This is a genomic window from Actinomadura barringtoniae (assembly GCF_017573505.1).
GTDB classification, from domain to species: Bacteria; Actinomycetota; Actinomycetes; order Streptosporangiales; family Streptosporangiaceae; genus Spirillospora; species Spirillospora barringtoniae.
Genome location: NZ_JAGEOJ010000002.1, coordinates 1 through 14,609, shown reverse-complemented (window position 1 = coordinate 14,609; position 14,609 = coordinate 1). Strand labels below are relative to the sequence as shown.

Genomic DNA, 14,609 nt, shown 5'->3' with positions numbered 1-14,609 from the left:
TTCCCTGGCGGGGCGGCCCGATTACGGTGGAGGCGTGACAGAGCCGTGGACTCCTGATCGCGGGTCTCCCGACCGCCGTCCCACACTGGCCGGACGCCTGGCGAGGCTGGGCTTCACCGACGCCGGCCGGGCCGAGCGGATGCTCGTCGAGGAGGACCCCGGCGAACGGATCGGCGACGGCCTGCTGGCGGCGCTCGGCGCCACGCCCGACCCCGACCTGGCCCTGAGCGGCCTCCTGCGGCTCCTCGCGGCCGCCGAAAGCGATGATCAGGCCGCCGACCTGCGTACGGCCCTGGACAAGGAGCCGGAGACCCAGGCGCGCCTGCTGGCGGTCCTCGGGGTCAGTGCCGCCCTTGGTGATCATCTTTCCCGCCACCCCGGGCACTGGCGGGTCCTGCGCGGCGATGGAGCGCTCCAAGCGCCGTCCGCCGCGACCGTACGGAACGACCTGCTCCGCGCGGTCGGGGCCGATCCGGGCCGCCCCGAGCCGGTCGCGACCGACGCCTCGCCCGACACCCTGGTCGAGATGCGCGCCGAATACCGGCGGCACCTGCTGAGGCTGGCCGGACGCGACCTGACGGGCGCGGCCGGCGTCGGCCAGGTCGCCGCCGAGCTCGCCGACCTGGCCGCCGCCGCGCTGGAGGCCGGGCTCGCCGTGGCCCGCGCCGAGGTGCCCGAGCACGCCACCTGCCGCCTCGCCGTCATCGGGATGGGCAAATGCGGCGGCCGTGAGCTCAACTACGTCAGCGACGTCGACGTGATCTTCGTGGCGGAGGCCAAGGAGGGGCAGCCGGAGGACACCGCCCTGCGGGCCGCCACCCGGCTCGCCTCCGGCGTCATGCGCGCCTGCTCGGCCAGCACGGTCGAGGGCGCGCTGTGGGAGGTGGACGCGGCGCTGCGCCCGGAAGGCAAGGCCGGGCCGCTCGTACGGACCCTGGCCAGCCACCGCGCCTACTACGAGCGCTGGGCCAAGACCTGGGAGTTCCAGGCCCTGCTGAAGGCCCGGCCGGTCGCCGGGGACTCAGGTCTCGGCGCCCGCTACGTCGAGGCGATCGCCCCCATCGTGTGGCAGGCCGCCGCAGGCGAGAGCTTCGTCGAGGACGTTCAGGCGATGCGGCGGCGGGTCGAGGCCCACCTCAACCAGCGCGGCGACGACGCCGAACGCCAGCTCAAGCTGGGCCCGGGCGGGCTGCGCGACGTCGAGTTCGCCGTTCAGCTGCTCCAGCTCGTGCACGGTCGCGCGGACGCCACGCTGCGCAGCGCCAACACGCTGGAGGCGCTGGAATCCCTGTCGCACGGCGGGTACGTCGGCCGCGACGACGCCGCCACGCTCTCCTCGGCGTACCAGTTCCTGCGCCGCGTGGAGCACCTCATCCAGCTCCACCGGCTGCGCCGCACCCACCTGGTGCCCGAGGACCCCGAGGACCTGCGCCGCCTGAGCCGGGCCCTCGGCCTGCGCGCCGACCCGGTCCGCGAGTTCACCGCGCAGTGGCGCCGGCACGCCCGTGAGGTCCGGCGGATCCACGAGAAGCTGTTCTACCGGCCGCTGCTGCGGGCCGTGGCCCGGCTGCCAGGGGAGGAGGCGCGGCTCACGCCCGAGGCCGCGCGGGCCCGGCTGGTGGCGCTCGGCTACAACGACCCGGCGGGCGCCCTGCGCCACATCGAGGCCCTGTCCAGCGGCGTCTCCCGGCGTGCCGCCATCCAGCGGACCCTGCTGCCGGTGATGCTCGGCTGGTTCGCCGACGCGCCCGACCCCGACGCGGGCCTGCTCGGCTTCCGCCAGGTCAGCGACGCCCTCGGCACCACCCCCTGGTACCTGCGGCTGCTGCGCGACAACGTCACGGTGGCCGAACGGATGGCCTGGGTGCTCGGCTCCAGCCGCTACGCGACCGACCTGCTGCTGCGGGCCCCCGACGCGGTGGCCATGCTCGGCGGCCCGGTGGACGCCGGAACGGGCCGGGTCCGCGGCGGAGCCGACGACGGCGCGCTGAAGCCCCGCTCGTACGAGACGCTCCGTACCGAGGCCATGGCCGCCGTCGGGCGCCGCGGCGACGGGACCCCCAAGGAACCGCCCGCCGGGGAAGGCGCGGCCAAGGAGAACGGCGGCAAGGCCGCCGAGGACGCGGTCGCGGCGGTGCGCGGGCTACGGCGCCGCGAGCTGTTCCGGGTGGCGGTCGCCGACCTGCTCGGCCTGGTGGACGTACGGGCCGTCGGCGAGGCGCTCACCGACATCACCACGGTCACGATCGAGGCGGCGCTGCGGGTCGCGATGACCAAGGTGGGCAACGCCCGGGGCGAGGCGGTGCCGACCCGGATGGCCGTGGTCGCGATGGGCCGGTTCGGCGGGCACGAGCTCGGCTACGGCAGCGACGCCGACGTGATGTTCGTGCACGACCCGCTCCCGGGCGCCGACGAGGGTGAGGCGAGCCGCGCGGCCCACGCCGTCGCCGAGGAGCTGCGCAGGCTGCTGTCGCTGCCCGCGCCCGACCCCGCCCTGGAGATCGACCCGAACCTGCGGCCCGAGGGACGCCAGGGCCCGCTGGTCCGCACCCTGGCCTCGTACGCCGCCTACTACGCGCGCTGGTCCGAGCCCTGGGAGAGCCAGGCGCTGCTCCGCGCCGACCCGATCATCGGGGACCCCGAGCTGCGCGAACGGTTCCGGGCCCTCATCGACCCGGTCCGCTGGCCCGAGGGCGGCGTCGACGAGACCGCCGTACGGGAGATCCGGCGGATCAAGGCGCGGATGGAGTCCGAACGGCTGCCGCGCGGCGTGGAACGGCGCCTGCACACCAAGCTCGGCCCGGGCGGGCTGTCGGACGTGGAGTGGGTCGCCCAGCTGATCCAGCTCCGGCACGCCAACGACGTCCCGGCGCTGCGCACCACCCGGACCCTGGCCACGCTGGAGGCCGCGGCGGGGGAGGGGCTGCTGGACCGGGACGACGCCGCCGTGCTGTCGGAGGCCTGGGAGCTGGCCACCCGGATCCGCGGTTCGATCATGCTGGTGCGGGGCCGCGCCTCCGACCTGCTCCCGACCGACCACCACAAGGAACGCAGTGCCGTCACCCTCCTGCTGGGCTACCCGGGCACCGGCGACCTGCTGGAGGACTACCGCCGCCACGCCAGACGCGCCAGAGCCGTGGTCGAACGAGTCTTCTACGGCGCCGACTAACGCGCCGATCTTGCTCTGAGCGCCCTTGACGACGGGTTTGAGGGCGCTCAGAGCAAGATCGGCGAGTGGTCAGGGCAGGGGGTGGCCGCGGGGCTGGACGGCGAGGGCGGCGGCGCGGAAGGCGCCGCGGCTGAGGGCCCAGCCGAGGGCCAGCGCGACGGCGCCGCCGATCGCGTCCAGGATGTAGTGGTTGGCCGTACCCATGATCACCAGGATGGTGGTGGCCGGGTAGAGGGCCGCCAGCACGACCGCCCAGCGGCGCCGGGTGATGTCGATGATCGCGGCGGCGCACCAGAGCGACCAGGCCGTGTGCATCGAGGGCATCGCCGCGTACTGGTTGGAGACCGATCCCGTCGGGCCCGAGTCGTAGATCCCCCACGTGCCGAAGCTGATCACCGTGTCGGTGAAGCCGGGCAGCATCCGCGGCGGCGCCAGCGGGAAGAGCCAGAAGCCCGCCAGGCCCACCAGGGTCGTGAAGAACAGCAGCGACCGGTAGAACGGATAACGGTCCGGATGGCGCCAGTAGAGCCACACCATGACGCCGACGGTCATGATGAAGTGCATCGTCGAGTAGAAGTAGTTGGCGGGCAGCACCAGCCAGGTGTGCGCGGTGAAGATCCGGTTGAGCGTGTACTCGACGTCGATGTTCAGCGAGTACTCGAGGTTCAGGATCTCGTAGGCGCGGTGCGCGGCGGTCGCGTGGTCGGCGGGCACGAGGTTGCGGACCATCTCGTACGCCAGGTAGACGACCACGATCAGCAGCAGCTCCGGCCAGAGGCGAGGCCGCACGGCCTTGGCCCGGGCTGGGGCCTCCTGGCCTTCCCGGGCCGGCTGATCGCCGGTCTGAGACACCCCGGCTGGCCTGGCCATGAGCTATAGGATCTCAAATGCTGGATTTGCGTGCAGCACCGGGAGCCCCCGAATCGCCGCGTACGGCCGCCAGGGCCCGGTAGAACACCTGGACCAGCGGGGACGTGAACCGCCTCCACAGCCGCGCCGCCCTTTCCGGGCAGCGGTAATACAGGATGTAGGACAGCCCCATCGCCGCGCTGATCACCGCGACCCCGGCCACCGCGTCCATCAGGTAGTGGTTGGCGGTCGACAGGATCACGAACACCGTGGTCGCGGGGTAGATCACGCCCAGCAGCTTGGCCCAGCGCTGCGTGGTGAGCTTGACCAGCAGGAACCCGCACCACAGCGCCCAGCCGGCGTGCATCGAGGGCATCGCCGCGTACTGGTTGGTGAGGCTCCCGGAGGCGTCGCTGGCGTACAGCCCGAACGAGTGCAGCGCCGTCACCGGGTCGACGAAGCCGTAGCTCGGCAAGAAGCGCGGCGGGGCCAGCGGGTAGAGCCAGAACCCCAGCAGGGCCACGCCGGTCGCCGCCATGATCCCCGTACGGGCCCAGCGGTAGGCCTGTGGGCGATATCGGTAGACCCAGATCACCACACCCAGCGTCACCGCGAAGTGCGCGGTGGCGTAGAAGGCGTTGGCCGCCTTGGCCAGCCAGGGCTCCTGCAGGAGCCACTGGTTCATCGGCAGCTCGACGTCGATCCCCAGGAACCGCTCCAGGCCGAGGATCGAGTCCGCGTGCCGGAACGCCGGCCCCGTCCCGTCCTGAACCAGCACGATGCGCGTCAACGTATAGGCGGAGTAGAAGAGCGCGATCAACAGGAGCTCACGCCACACCGGCGGCGCGGTCAGCCGCTTCGGCAGGCGTGCGGCTTGCCGCCTCGGGGCGGATGCGGCCTCCTGGGTCTGGCCACGGGGGGCTGCTGGGGCGATTTGGGCCATGCTACCTATCTTTGCCGTGCGGCCACCTCTTTGAGATCACCGCGACGAATGGTCTTCGTCTCAGACTTGAGTAGTACGACCCTCATGCGCCACCCGGACCTTTTGGGTGAGGGCAACCCCTCAGGGGTGAGAGAACGGGAGATCGATCGGGAGAGAACAGGGAGATCGATCAGGGGAGTCAGCATAGAAGCCGATGGGTAGGTCAGCACCGCCCCCCTCGAGATGAACGGAGGGGACAAATGGCACAGGCAGTGCCAATGGCGGTCACGAGGGCGGCAACTGGCCTGGTCATGGCCGGATTCGGTCTCGCCGGGTGCGGCGCGTCGGGCGCGCACGAGGCCCGGATGGTGTCACTGCCCACGACGATCACGTCACAGCACGTGGCCTGGGGACCGTGCAAGGGCCTTCCGTCGCCTCAACCGGGGCAACCCGCGCCCGCCTCAGGGTTCGACTGCGGGAGTGTCAGGGTTCCCCTCGACTACTCCAAGCCCCAGGGGGAGGCGATCTCCCTCGCGCTGATCCGTACCAGGGCCACCGAGCCGGGCCGGCGCATCGGCTCGCTGGTGTTCAACTTCGGCGGGCCCGGCGGGTCGGGCGTGGAGACGTTCGCCCAGGCCGCCAACGGCTACAAGGCGCTCGGCACCCGCTACGACCTGGTGAGCTTCGACCCGCGCGGGGTCGGCCGCAGCGACCCGGTGACCTGCGTCGACGACAAGCAGATGGACGAGCTGTCGGCCATGGACTCCTCGCCGGACGACGCGGCCGAGGAGCAGGCCTACACCGACGAGCAGAAGACCTACGACCAGGCCTGCCAGACCAAGTCGGGCAAGGTCCTGCCCTACGTCGGCACGCTGAGCGCGGCCCGCGACATGGACGTGATCCGCGGTGCCCTCGGCGACAAGCAGCTGCACTACTTCGGGATCTCCTACGGCACTTGGCTGGGCGGCAACTACGCCCACCAGCTCCCGAAGAACGTGGGGCGGGCCGTGCTCGATGGCGCCGTGGACACCAAGATCGACGCGATCGACCTGGATCTCCAGCAGGCCGCCGCGTTCCAGCGCGCCCTGGGCAACTTCGGCACGGCCTGCGCCAAGCTCGGCCCGCAGTCCTGCCCGCTCGGCACCGACTCGGGCGCGGTGGTGGGTGCGGTCGGCAAGCTCCTGAACGACCTGGACGCCCATCCACTGCCGACCCAGAGCGGCGGCCGCGAGCTCACCCAGAGCCTCGGCCTCACCGGCGTGTCGGCTGCCCTGTACTCCAAGCAGCTGTGGCCCGTTCTGGCGCAGGGCCTGGACGAGGCGGTCGAGGGCGGCGAGGGCACCACCCTGCTCGCGCTGGCCGACCTGCAGCAGGGGCGTAGCGAGAACGGCCGCTACAACAACCTGATCGCCGCCAACACGGCCATCAGCTGCGCCGACACCACCGACCGCTACACCGTGGACGACGTCAAGAAGAACCTGCCGCGCTTCCAGAACGCCTCGTCGGTCTTCGGGCAGTCCATGGCGTGGAGCCTGCTGCAGTGCACGAACTGGCCGGTCAAGGGCGACGACGCCGCCAAGGAGGTCAGCGCCCCGGACGCGGCGCCGATCGTGGTCGTCGGCAACACCGGCGACCCGGCGACGCCGTACGCCTGGGCGCCCGCCCTCACCCGCGAGCTCGGCGGCGACGCCTCGCTCCTCACCCTCAAGGGGGAGGGCCACGGCGCCTACGACACCGGCGACCCGTGCGTACAGAAGAACGTCAACGCCTACCTCCTGGACGGCAAGGTCCCGCAGAACGGATCGACCTGCCCCTAGGCGGCGTCTCAGTCGACCGGGACGACCTGGTCGACCTTCATGGGCTCCCTGAGGGCGTTGCCGACGGTGCAGTAGCTGTCGTGGACACGGTGGGCGACCTTGGTGAGCACGTCGGCGGCCTTGTCGTCGCCCTCGGGGAGCTCGACGTCGTAGGTGATCGTGATCGTGCCCAGCTTGCTGGTGGCGATCTTCTCGGCCTCGACGGTGGCCGCCAGCCGGACCATCCGGTGGCCGCGCTGGGCGGTCAGCGGCTCCACGGTGACCAGCTCGCAGCCGCCCAGCGCCGCCAGCAGCAACTCGACCGGCGTGAACCCCCCGGGCGTGTCGCCGTCGCCGATCGCGACCTGGGCGCCGCGGTCGTTGGTCGCCTGGAAGCCGTCCTCGGTGCGCTCGACCCGCACGTTCGCCATCGTGGTCCCCTTTGATCGTCCGATGTGGCTCCATCGAAACACGATGATCACCCCACATCTTCCCCGGGGGCCTTCGCGGCGGCCGCGGTCAGCCTGTGGCCGTCTCCAGCCGCAGTTGTTCCTGCTCGACGAGCTGGCGGGCGAGCTCGCGTTCGGAGATGTCGACGGCCTCGGGCGCTGCCTCGGCGACGTCGCTGCGGCGGGCGTAGGCGTCGAAGAGGGCGTCCTTGCCGCGCAGCAGGTCCAGCATGCGCTGGTCGACGCTGTCGGTGGTGAGGATGCGGTGCACCTGAACGGTGCGGACCTGGCCCATGCGGTGCGCCCGCGCGATCGCCTGGGTCTCCAGCGTCGGCTTGACCTGCGGCTCGCAGATGATGACGACCGAGGCGGCCTGGAGGTTGAGGCCGGTGCCGCCCGCCTGGATCTGCGCGAGGAGGACGGCGTGCCCCGGCTCGGCGGTGAAGTCGTCGACCAGCTGCTGGCGGCGCGGCGGCGGGACGTCGCCGGAGATCGGGCCGAGCGCCCGTTCACCCAGCGCCGACTGCACCGCCGCCAGGACGCCGCGGAAATAGGAGAACACCACGACCTTGAGCTCGTTCGCCGCCGCCTCGTCGATCAGCTCCACCACGCGCTTGAGCTTGCTGGAACGCCGGGGATCGGCGTAGGCGGCGCTGCGCATCGCCATGAAGTTGCCCGAGGCGACCGCCTGCCGGTAGGCCGCCGCGTCCGCCCGGCTGAACTCCTCCCACTCGTCCACGTGCACGACCTCGGGCAGCTCCACCAGCACGTCCTGCTGGTTGCGCCGCAGGTAGGCGGGCGCCACCGCGCTCCGGAACGCGCGCGGCCCCATCGCCGCGTCGCTGCGCCGGATCGCCGGAACGAGCTCGGGCCGCAGATGGGCGACCAGGTTGCGGAACTCGTCCACGCGGTTCTCCATCGGCGTGCCGGTCAGGAAGAGCACCCGCTGCGTCCGCGCACACCACGCCGCGACCGCTCGGGCCCGGCGGGTCTCGTGGTTCTTCACGTAGTGGGCCTCGTCCACGACGAGCATCGCGACCGTGACGCCCTCCGGCGCCTCCAGCGTGTGGAGAACGTCCAGCGTCGTCACCGCGACGCCGCCCTCGAACGCCCACTCCTTGAGCGCCTTGGCGCGGTCGGACCCGTGCACGGGATGCGAGGACAGCGCGCTGCGCGCGTCGATTTCGCGCATCCAGTTGATGAGGACGCTCGCCGGGCACGCCACCAGGAAGTGCGTCGCGCCCTCCGCCGCCAGGTGGGCCATGGCCGCGATCGCCTGCACGGTCTTACCGAGCCCCATCTCGTCCCCGAGGATCGCGCGTTCCTGCGCCAGCGCGAACCGGGCGCCGAACGACTGGTAGCCGCGCAGCGACACCCGCAGATGGGTCTCGTCCAGCGGCTGCTCCCTGACCCGCCGCGAGATCTCGTCGGGCAGATACCCCTCGGCGCCGTCGCGTTCGGGGTCGAGCGCGGCCAGCTCGGCGAGCAGCGCGTAGTAGTCCGAGGCGCGCAGCTCGAAGTCGATCCACGCCGCGTCCGCCGACACGCGCGGGCGCAGCAGGTCGACCGACGCCTGCGGGATCAGCTCCGGCGTGCCGCGCGCCTCTTCCTCCCGCAGCGCCTCGGCGAGTTCGCCGAGTGCCGCCTGCGCCTGCTCGCGCCGGGTGCGGCTCGTGAACCAGCGGCGCCAGCCGATCGCCGGCCGCGCGTCGGCCAGCAGCGGGCTCAGCCGTTCGTCGGCTTCGGTCGCGGCCTCGCGCGCTCTCGGCAGGTCGGGCCCCGCGTTCACCAGCACGTGCAGCGCCCGCACCAGCTCCGCGGCCGCCGTGTCGCGCCGGTCGGGGTCGATCCGGATGGTCGCGGCCCGTTCCGCCGCCTCGGCGATCTGCCGCGCCGCCGCGTGCACCTGGTTGGCGGTCTGCGGGCCGACGCCGGGCAGGGTCTGCAGCTCGTACGGCGTGGTGTCGAGGATCTGCTGAACGGTGTCCAGCTCGGCGCCCTCCAGCACCGACAGCCGCAGCCGCCCGCCGGTCACGTCCTTGATCCGCGCCACCGGGATCGTCGCCAGCTGCTCCCGCGCGGCCCGCTTGCGCAGCGGCGCCAGCGCCTCCTGCACCCCGGCCACCGTGCGCCGGTGATCGCCCAGCAGCGTACGCGCCGCGTCGCGCAGGCCATGCCCGCGCCGCAGCAGCTCCTTCGGCTCCCCCCGCGCCATCGCGCCCGCTTCCTCCCGTACGACTCGCCGCAGCACATGATGCCACCGGCCCCCGACAGACCCACCGATTGTCTTGTCGCCGTGCCGATCAGAGCGGACACTGTTGATCGCCGCGCATCCGACTAGGGGGCTCCCATGACCGACTCTGTATCTCGGCGCACCGTGCTGACCACCGGACTCGCCGTCGTGGCAGGCTCCGCACTGCCCGTCCGGGCCGCCGCCGCATCACCCACGTCACCCGCCTCGCCCACGTCACCCTTCGCTCCGGGCGCCGGAAAGGCCAAGCCCCTCGTGGACGACCACACCTGGCTCAGCCACGCCGACTGGGCGCACGGCCACGGTGAGGGGACCAGGCCCGCGTCCGGGCACCGCGCGGGCGTCACCATCAAGCGCCCGCTCGGCACGTTCGACTACAAGGACCCGCACACCGGCAAGACGTCCACCTGGGAGTACGCCACCTGGACCTCGCCGACGCACAAGCTCCGCGTGCCCTCCACCGAGGCCATCGCGTCGTGGAACGCCGACGTCCCCGCCGGGACGTGGATCCAGATCGAGCTGCGCGGCACCTACAGCGACGCGACCCAGACGCCGTGGTACGTCATGGGCCGGTGGGCCGCCGGCGACGGCGACATCCGGCGCACCTCCGTGGACGACCAGACCGACGGCAAGAGCAGCATCTGGACCGACACGTTCTCCATCGACACGCCGGCCAGCGGCCTGCGCCTGGTCTCGTACCGGCTGCGCCTGACCCTCTACCGCAAGCCGGGCAGCCATGCCGGGCCGACGGTCTGGCGCCTCGGCGCGATGGGCTCCGACATCCCCGACCGCTTCGAGGTCCCCGCGTCCAAGCCCGGCGTCGCCAGCGGCCACGAGCTCAAGGTGCCGCGCTACTCCCAGTCGATCCACCACGGCCAGTACCCCGAGTACGACAACGGGGGAGAGGCCTGGTGCAGCCCCACCTCGTCCCAGATGATCATCGAGTACTGGGGCCGCAAGCCGACGAAGAAGGACCTGGCCTGGGTCAACCCCGACTACGCCGACCCGCAGGTCTGCCACGCCGCCCGCTTCACCTACGACTACCAGTACGAGGGCTGCGGCAACTGGCCGTTCAACGCCGCCTACGCCGCCACCTACCACGAGATGCAGGGCGTCATCACCCGGCTCGGCTCGCTGTCGGACGCCGAGACCCTGGTCCGCGCCGGAATCCCGCTCATCACCTCGCAGTCGTTCCTGGAGTCGGAGCTGGACGGCGCCGGCTACGGCACGTCCGGCCACCTGATGACCGTCATCGGGTTCACCAAGGACGGCGACATCATCGCCAACGACCCGGCCTCACCGAGCGACGACGCCGTACGCCACGTCTACAAGCGCCGCCAGTGGGAGAACATCTGGCTGCGCACCAAGCGCAAGAAGGCCGACGGCACGACCGGCAGTGGCACCGGCGGCGTCTGCTACCTCTACTTCCCGACCCGTCTCACCCACGCCCAGCGCCGCGCACTCGAAGCGGTCGGCATTCGCCCGTGACCTCCGGCGCGTCCGGCTGGACCCGGCCGCCCCCGCCGCCGGGCGGCCGGCCGAGGGCGGTCGCGGCGCTGCTGCTCTGGCCGGTCTTCCTGCTGCTGATCGGGGCCGCCGCGGTCATGATCTTTGTTGGGGTCCAGGACCTGTACGAGGCGGGGCGGCCGGTCACGTGCGGCGGCAAGGCGATGCCCGAGGACAGCCCGTACATGTGCCTCACCGGCAACGGGCCCCGTACGCGTGACGACCTCGAACGGGAGCGCGACGAGCAGACCGAGCAGGCGCCGTACATGCTCGCGTTCGGCGTCGTGGCCGCCGTCGTCGGCGTGCCGGGTATCCGGCGCGCCACACGCCACCTCGGCCGCGTCCAGGACTCGATGAGAGTCACCTGAAACGGCGTCCACCCGAAACGGCGCCACCGAGAACGGGGCCACCCGAAACGGCGCCATCGAGAACGGGGCCGCCCGAAACGGGAGGCGCCCCGTCACCGGAGGGTGACGGGGCGCCGTGGGCCTTGCTCCGCGGACTAGATGTCGTAGTAGAGCTCGAACTCGTGCGGGTGCGGGCGGAGGCGGATCGGGTCGATCTCGAACTCGCGCTTCATGCTGATCCAGGTCTCGATCAGGTCCGGGGTGAAGACGCCGCCCTCCAGCAGGAAGTCGTGGTCGTTCTCCAGGGACTCCAGGACCGCCTCGAGCGAGCCGGGGACCTGCGGGATCGCGCGGGCCTCCTCCGGCGGGAGCTCGTAGAGGTCCTTGTCGACCGGCTCGGCGGGCTCGATCTTGTTCTTGATGCCGTCCAGGCCCGCCATCAGCATCGCCGAGAAGGCGAGGTAGGGGTTGCAGGACGGGTCCGGCACGCGGAACTCGATGCGCTTGGCCTTGGGGTTGGAGCCCGTGATCGGCACGCGGATGCACGCCGAGCGGTTGCGCTGGGAGTAGACCAGGTTGACCGGGGCCTCGTAGCCGGGGACCAGGCGGTGGTAGGAGTTGACGGTCGGGTTGGTGAACGCCAGCAGCGACGGCGCGTGCTTCAGCAGGCCGCCGATGTAGTAGCGGGCGTTGTCCGACAGGCCCGCGTAGCCGACCTCGTCGTAGAAGAGCGGCGAACCGTCCTTCCACAGCGACTGGTGGCAGTGCATGCCCGAGCCGTTGTCGCCGAAGATGGGCTTCGGCATGAACGTCACCGTCTTGCCCGCGGCGCGCGCGACGTTCTTGACGATGTACTTGTAGAGCATCAGGTTGTCGGCGGTCTTCAGCAGCGTGTCGAAGCGGAAGTCGATCTCCGCCTGGCCCGCCGTGCCGACCTCGTGGTGCTGCATCTCGACCGTGATGCCGGACTCGAGCAGCTGCGCGACCATCTCCGACCGCAGGTCGGTGTAGTGGTCCATCGGTGGTACGGGGAAGTAGCCGCCCTTGTAGGGGGGCTTGGCGCCGAGGTTGCCGCCCGGCTCCTCGCGGCCGGTGTTCCACGCGCCCTCGATCGAGTCGAGGTAGTAGTAGCCCGCCTGCGACTTGGTCTCGAACCGGACGTCGTCGAAGATGTAGAACTCGGCCTCGGGGCCGAAGTAGCAGGTGTCGGCGATGTTGGTGCCGCGCAGGTAGTCCTGGGCCTTCTTGGCGACGTTGCGCGGGTCGCGGCTGTAGGGCTCGCCCGTCAGCGGGTCGTGGACGAAGAAGTTCATGTTCAGCGTCTTGTGCTGACGGAACTGGTCGACCACCGCGGTGGCCGGGTCGGGGAGCAGGAGCATGTCGGACTCGTGGATCTCCTGGAACCCGCGGACCGACGACCCGTCGAACATGAGCCCCTCGGTGAAGACGCTCTCGCCGAAGCTCTCCACGGGGAAGGTGAAGTGCTGCATCTTCCCTGGGAGGTCCACGAACCGACAGTCGACGAATCGCACACCTTCGTTCCTGATGAAGCTCAGGACCTCATCGGCGCTGCTGAACATCCAGCCTCCTTGGGGCGCTTTTTGGCTTCCGACGCTAGGACCGGGCCGTTTCCCGGCCATGTCCCGTATGTTTCGGCTGTGTTACGCATCACAGTGTGGAGCAGGTCACCACACCGTGCGGGGCTCGCCACGCCCCGAGTCCGACTCCTACCCGCAACCGGATAGCGTATGAGCCATGAGCGGCGGTAAGAAGGAGCAGCCTGCGGGCCCCCGGTGGACGCAGAGCTGGCTGGGCGGCGCGCGCGCTGCGGGCGCCGATCTGGGCTATCCGGGTGAACGGCTCGGACTGCCCGAGAAGGGCAGCGGCTCCATCGCCGGTTACGGGCGCCGGCTGCTCGCCCTGTTCATCGACTGGGGCCTGTCCCTGCTGGTCGCCAGTTTCCTGACGCGCGCGTTCGACTGGTCGCCGCAGCAGCGCAGCCTCTGGACGCTGGTCATCTTCGGGCTTTACACGTGGATCGCGACCGGCCTGATCGGCATCACCCTCGGCAAGCGGATCTGCGGCATCCGGGTCGTACGGCTGGACGGCAAGCCGGTCGGCCCCGTCTGGGCACTGGCCCGCGCCGTTCTGGTGCTGCTCGTGGTGCCCGCCATGATCTGGGACCGCGACTACCGCGGCATGCACGACCGCGCGGCCAACACCGTCGTCGTCGCGATCTGACACCTTCTATACATAGAGAAAGAGGCGCGTCCCCGATCCTGGGGGACGCGCCTCTTTCTTATGTACGTGTCGACGCTCAGCGCATCTTGGGCTTCGGGCCCTTGGGCATCTTGGCGCCCTTGGGCATCGGGCCCTTCGGCATCTGCATCGAGCGGGGCAGCGCCTGGAGCCGGTCGTTCAGCTCGGAGACCTGGCCCTTGGTGAGGTTGCGAGGGAGCTTCATGAGGTGGCGCTGGAGCTTGTCCACCGGGATCTGGCCCTCGTCGTCACCGACCTGGACGTCATAGATCGGCACCTGCTGGGCGGCACGGGAGATGCGCTTCTTCTCGGCGCCGAGCAACTGGCCGACGCGGCTGCGCGGGCCCTCGGAGACCAGGATCACGCCGGGGCGGCCGACCGCGCGGTGCACCATGTCGAGGTTGCGGTTGCCGCTCACCGCCTCGGTGACCGTCCAGCCGCCGCGCATGTTCTTCAGGATCGCGGCGGCGGCGCCGGGCTGCCCGGCGATCACCTTGTACTGCGCGCGCTGCGCCATCTGGCCAAAAACGATCATGCCGACCGCCACGGCCGCGAGCAGCCCCAGCGGGATGAAGAACCACAACTGGCCGATCAACAGCCCGATCAGGATGACGACGACCAGGGTGCCGATCGCGGAGGCGAACACGATCGGGAGGGCCTTGGGGTCCGCCTGGCGAAGCACCTGGGCCACCATGCGGATCTGCTTGATGCGGCCCGGACGCTCCTGGGCCCCGTCCGTGGGCTTATTCGACATAACCCTAAGGATAGTCGTGTCCAACCCCCGGAAGGACAGCCCGGTCCGGGGGTTGAAAGCGCTAAATACTGCCGCGTGCTTCGACGGCCTGCTTGTAGAGGCGTCCGGCGCGGTAGCTGGACCGTACGAGCGGTCCGGACATCACTCCGGCGAAGCCGATCTCCTCGGCTTCGCCGGACAGTTCCACGAACTCTTCCGGCTTGACCCAGCGCTCCACCGGGTGGTGGCGGGGGGTCGGGCGCAGGTACTGGGTGATGGTGATCAGCTCGCAACCGGCTTCGTGCAGGTCGCGGAGCGCCTGGGTGAC

11 protein-coding genes and 1 pseudogene are annotated in these 14,609 nt (G+C 71.1%); 5 read left to right on the top strand and 7 right to left on the bottom strand.

Translation table 11 applies throughout. From position 1 onward, the window contains the following. The first annotated feature begins 34 nt into the window (after positions 1-34). The gene (locus J4573_RS03970; RefSeq protein ID WP_208253859.1) at positions 35-3,169 is read left to right on the top strand and encodes a bifunctional [glutamine synthetase] adenylyltransferase/[glutamine synthetase]-adenylyl-L-tyrosine phosphorylase; all 3,135 of its coding nucleotides are present in this window, start codon (positions 35-37) and stop codon (positions 3,167-3,169) included. A 69-nt stretch (positions 3,170-3,238) separates the two neighbouring features. Here the strand turns inward: J4573_RS03970 and J4573_RS03965 are convergent, their stop codons facing one another. Together J4573_RS03965 and J4573_RS03960 are read right to left on the bottom strand one after the other, a co-directional pair. Then, positions 3,239-4,039 carry a phosphatase PAP2 family protein gene (locus J4573_RS03965; protein WP_208253858.1) on the bottom strand — a complete coding sequence of 267 codons (801 nt, stop codon included), beginning with the start codon at positions 4,037-4,039 and terminating at the stop codon, positions 3,239-3,241. Between the two features lie 13 nt (positions 4,040-4,052). Then, positions 4,053-4,961: a phosphatase PAP2 family protein gene (locus J4573_RS03960; RefSeq protein WP_243772465.1), complete on the bottom strand. Its 909-nt coding sequence runs from the start codon at positions 4,959-4,961 to the stop codon at positions 4,053-4,055. A 257-nt stretch (positions 4,962-5,218) separates the two neighbouring features. On the opposite strand from J4573_RS03960, the gene J4573_RS03955 reads away from it, so the two are divergent. Next, positions 5,219-6,757 (top strand): alpha/beta hydrolase, encoded by a 1,539-nt coding sequence (locus tag J4573_RS03955; RefSeq protein WP_208253857.1) that lies wholly within the window; start codon positions 5,219-5,221, stop codon positions 6,755-6,757. 8 nt (positions 6,758-6,765) lie between these two features. Here J4573_RS03955 and J4573_RS03950 read toward each other — a convergent pair whose 3' ends face one another. Continuing rightward, positions 6,766-7,167: an OsmC family protein gene (locus J4573_RS03950; RefSeq protein WP_208253856.1), complete on the bottom strand. Its 402-nt coding sequence runs from the start codon at positions 7,165-7,167 to the stop codon at positions 6,766-6,768. Positions 7,168-7,255: 88 nt separating this feature from the next. Next, positions 7,256-9,400 (bottom strand): DEAD/DEAH box helicase, encoded by a 2,145-nt coding sequence (locus tag J4573_RS03945; protein WP_208253855.1) that lies wholly within the window; start codon positions 9,398-9,400, stop codon positions 7,256-7,258. A 135-nt stretch (positions 9,401-9,535) separates the two neighbouring features. Between J4573_RS03945 and J4573_RS03940 the strand changes: the two genes are divergently transcribed. Both J4573_RS03940 and J4573_RS03935 read left to right on the top strand, forming a co-directional pair. After that, complete coding sequence (locus J4573_RS03940) at positions 9,536-10,924, top strand: C39 family peptidase (RefSeq protein ID WP_208253854.1); 1,389 nt, start codon at positions 9,536-9,538, stop codon at positions 10,922-10,924. After that, positions 10,921-11,310: a hypothetical protein gene (locus tag J4573_RS03935; protein WP_208253853.1), complete on the top strand. Its 390-nt coding sequence runs from the start codon at positions 10,921-10,923 to the stop codon at positions 11,308-11,310. Before J4573_RS03940 ends, J4573_RS03935 begins: the two co-directional genes overlap by 4 nt. Positions 11,311-11,444: 134 nt before the next feature. On the opposite strand, the gene glnA is transcribed toward J4573_RS03935, so the two are convergent. After that, positions 11,445-12,869, bottom strand: a complete 1,425-nt coding sequence (gene glnA / locus J4573_RS03930; RefSeq protein WP_208253852.1) for a type I glutamate--ammonia ligase — start codon at positions 12,867-12,869, stop codon at positions 11,445-11,447. A 175-nt stretch (positions 12,870-13,044) separates the two neighbouring features. Between glnA and J4573_RS03925 the strand changes: the two genes are divergently transcribed. After that, positions 13,045-13,530: an RDD family protein gene (locus tag J4573_RS03925; protein WP_208253851.1), complete on the top strand. Its 486-nt coding sequence runs from the start codon at positions 13,045-13,047 to the stop codon at positions 13,528-13,530. 76 nt (positions 13,531-13,606) lie between these two features. On the opposite strand, the gene J4573_RS03920 is transcribed toward J4573_RS03925, so the two are convergent. Continuing rightward, entirely contained in the window at positions 13,607-14,302 is a 696-nt protein-coding gene (locus J4573_RS03920; RefSeq protein WP_208253850.1) for a DUF4191 domain-containing protein, read from the bottom strand. Positions 14,303-14,363: 61 nt separating this feature from the next. Beyond that, positions 14,364-14,609: pseudogene (locus J4573_RS03915) on the bottom strand (lipoyl synthase); the annotation flags it as partial.

Coding starts and splice junctions, on each gene's coding strand:
- J4573_RS03950 (WP_208253856.1), bottom strand. CDS start 7,167: ATGGCGAACGTGCGGGTCGAGCGCACCGAGGACGGCTTCCAGGCGACC.
- J4573_RS03920 (WP_208253850.1), bottom strand. CDS start 14,302: ATGTCGAATAAGCCCACGGACGGGGCCCAGGAGCGTCCGGGCCGCATC.
- J4573_RS03960 (WP_243772465.1), bottom strand. CDS start 4,961: ATGGCCCAAATCGCCCCAGCAGCCCCCCGTGGCCAGACCCAGGAGGCC.
- J4573_RS03965 (WP_208253858.1), bottom strand. CDS start 4,039: ATGGCCAGGCCAGCCGGGGTGTCTCAGACCGGCGATCAGCCGGCCCGG.
- J4573_RS03925 (WP_208253851.1), top strand. CDS start 13,045: ATGAGCGGCGGTAAGAAGGAGCAGCCTGCGGGCCCCCGGTGGACGCAG.
- glnA (WP_208253852.1), bottom strand. CDS start 12,869: ATGTTCAGCAGCGCCGATGAGGTCCTGAGCTTCATCAGGAACGAAGGT.
- J4573_RS03940 (WP_208253854.1), top strand. CDS start 9,536: ATGACCGACTCTGTATCTCGGCGCACCGTGCTGACCACCGGACTCGCC.
- J4573_RS03955 (WP_208253857.1), top strand. CDS start 5,219: ATGGCGGTCACGAGGGCGGCAACTGGCCTGGTCATGGCCGGATTCGGT.
- J4573_RS03945 (WP_208253855.1), bottom strand. CDS start 9,400: ATGGCGCGGGGGGAGCCGAAGGAGCTGCTGCGGCGCGGGCATGGCCTG.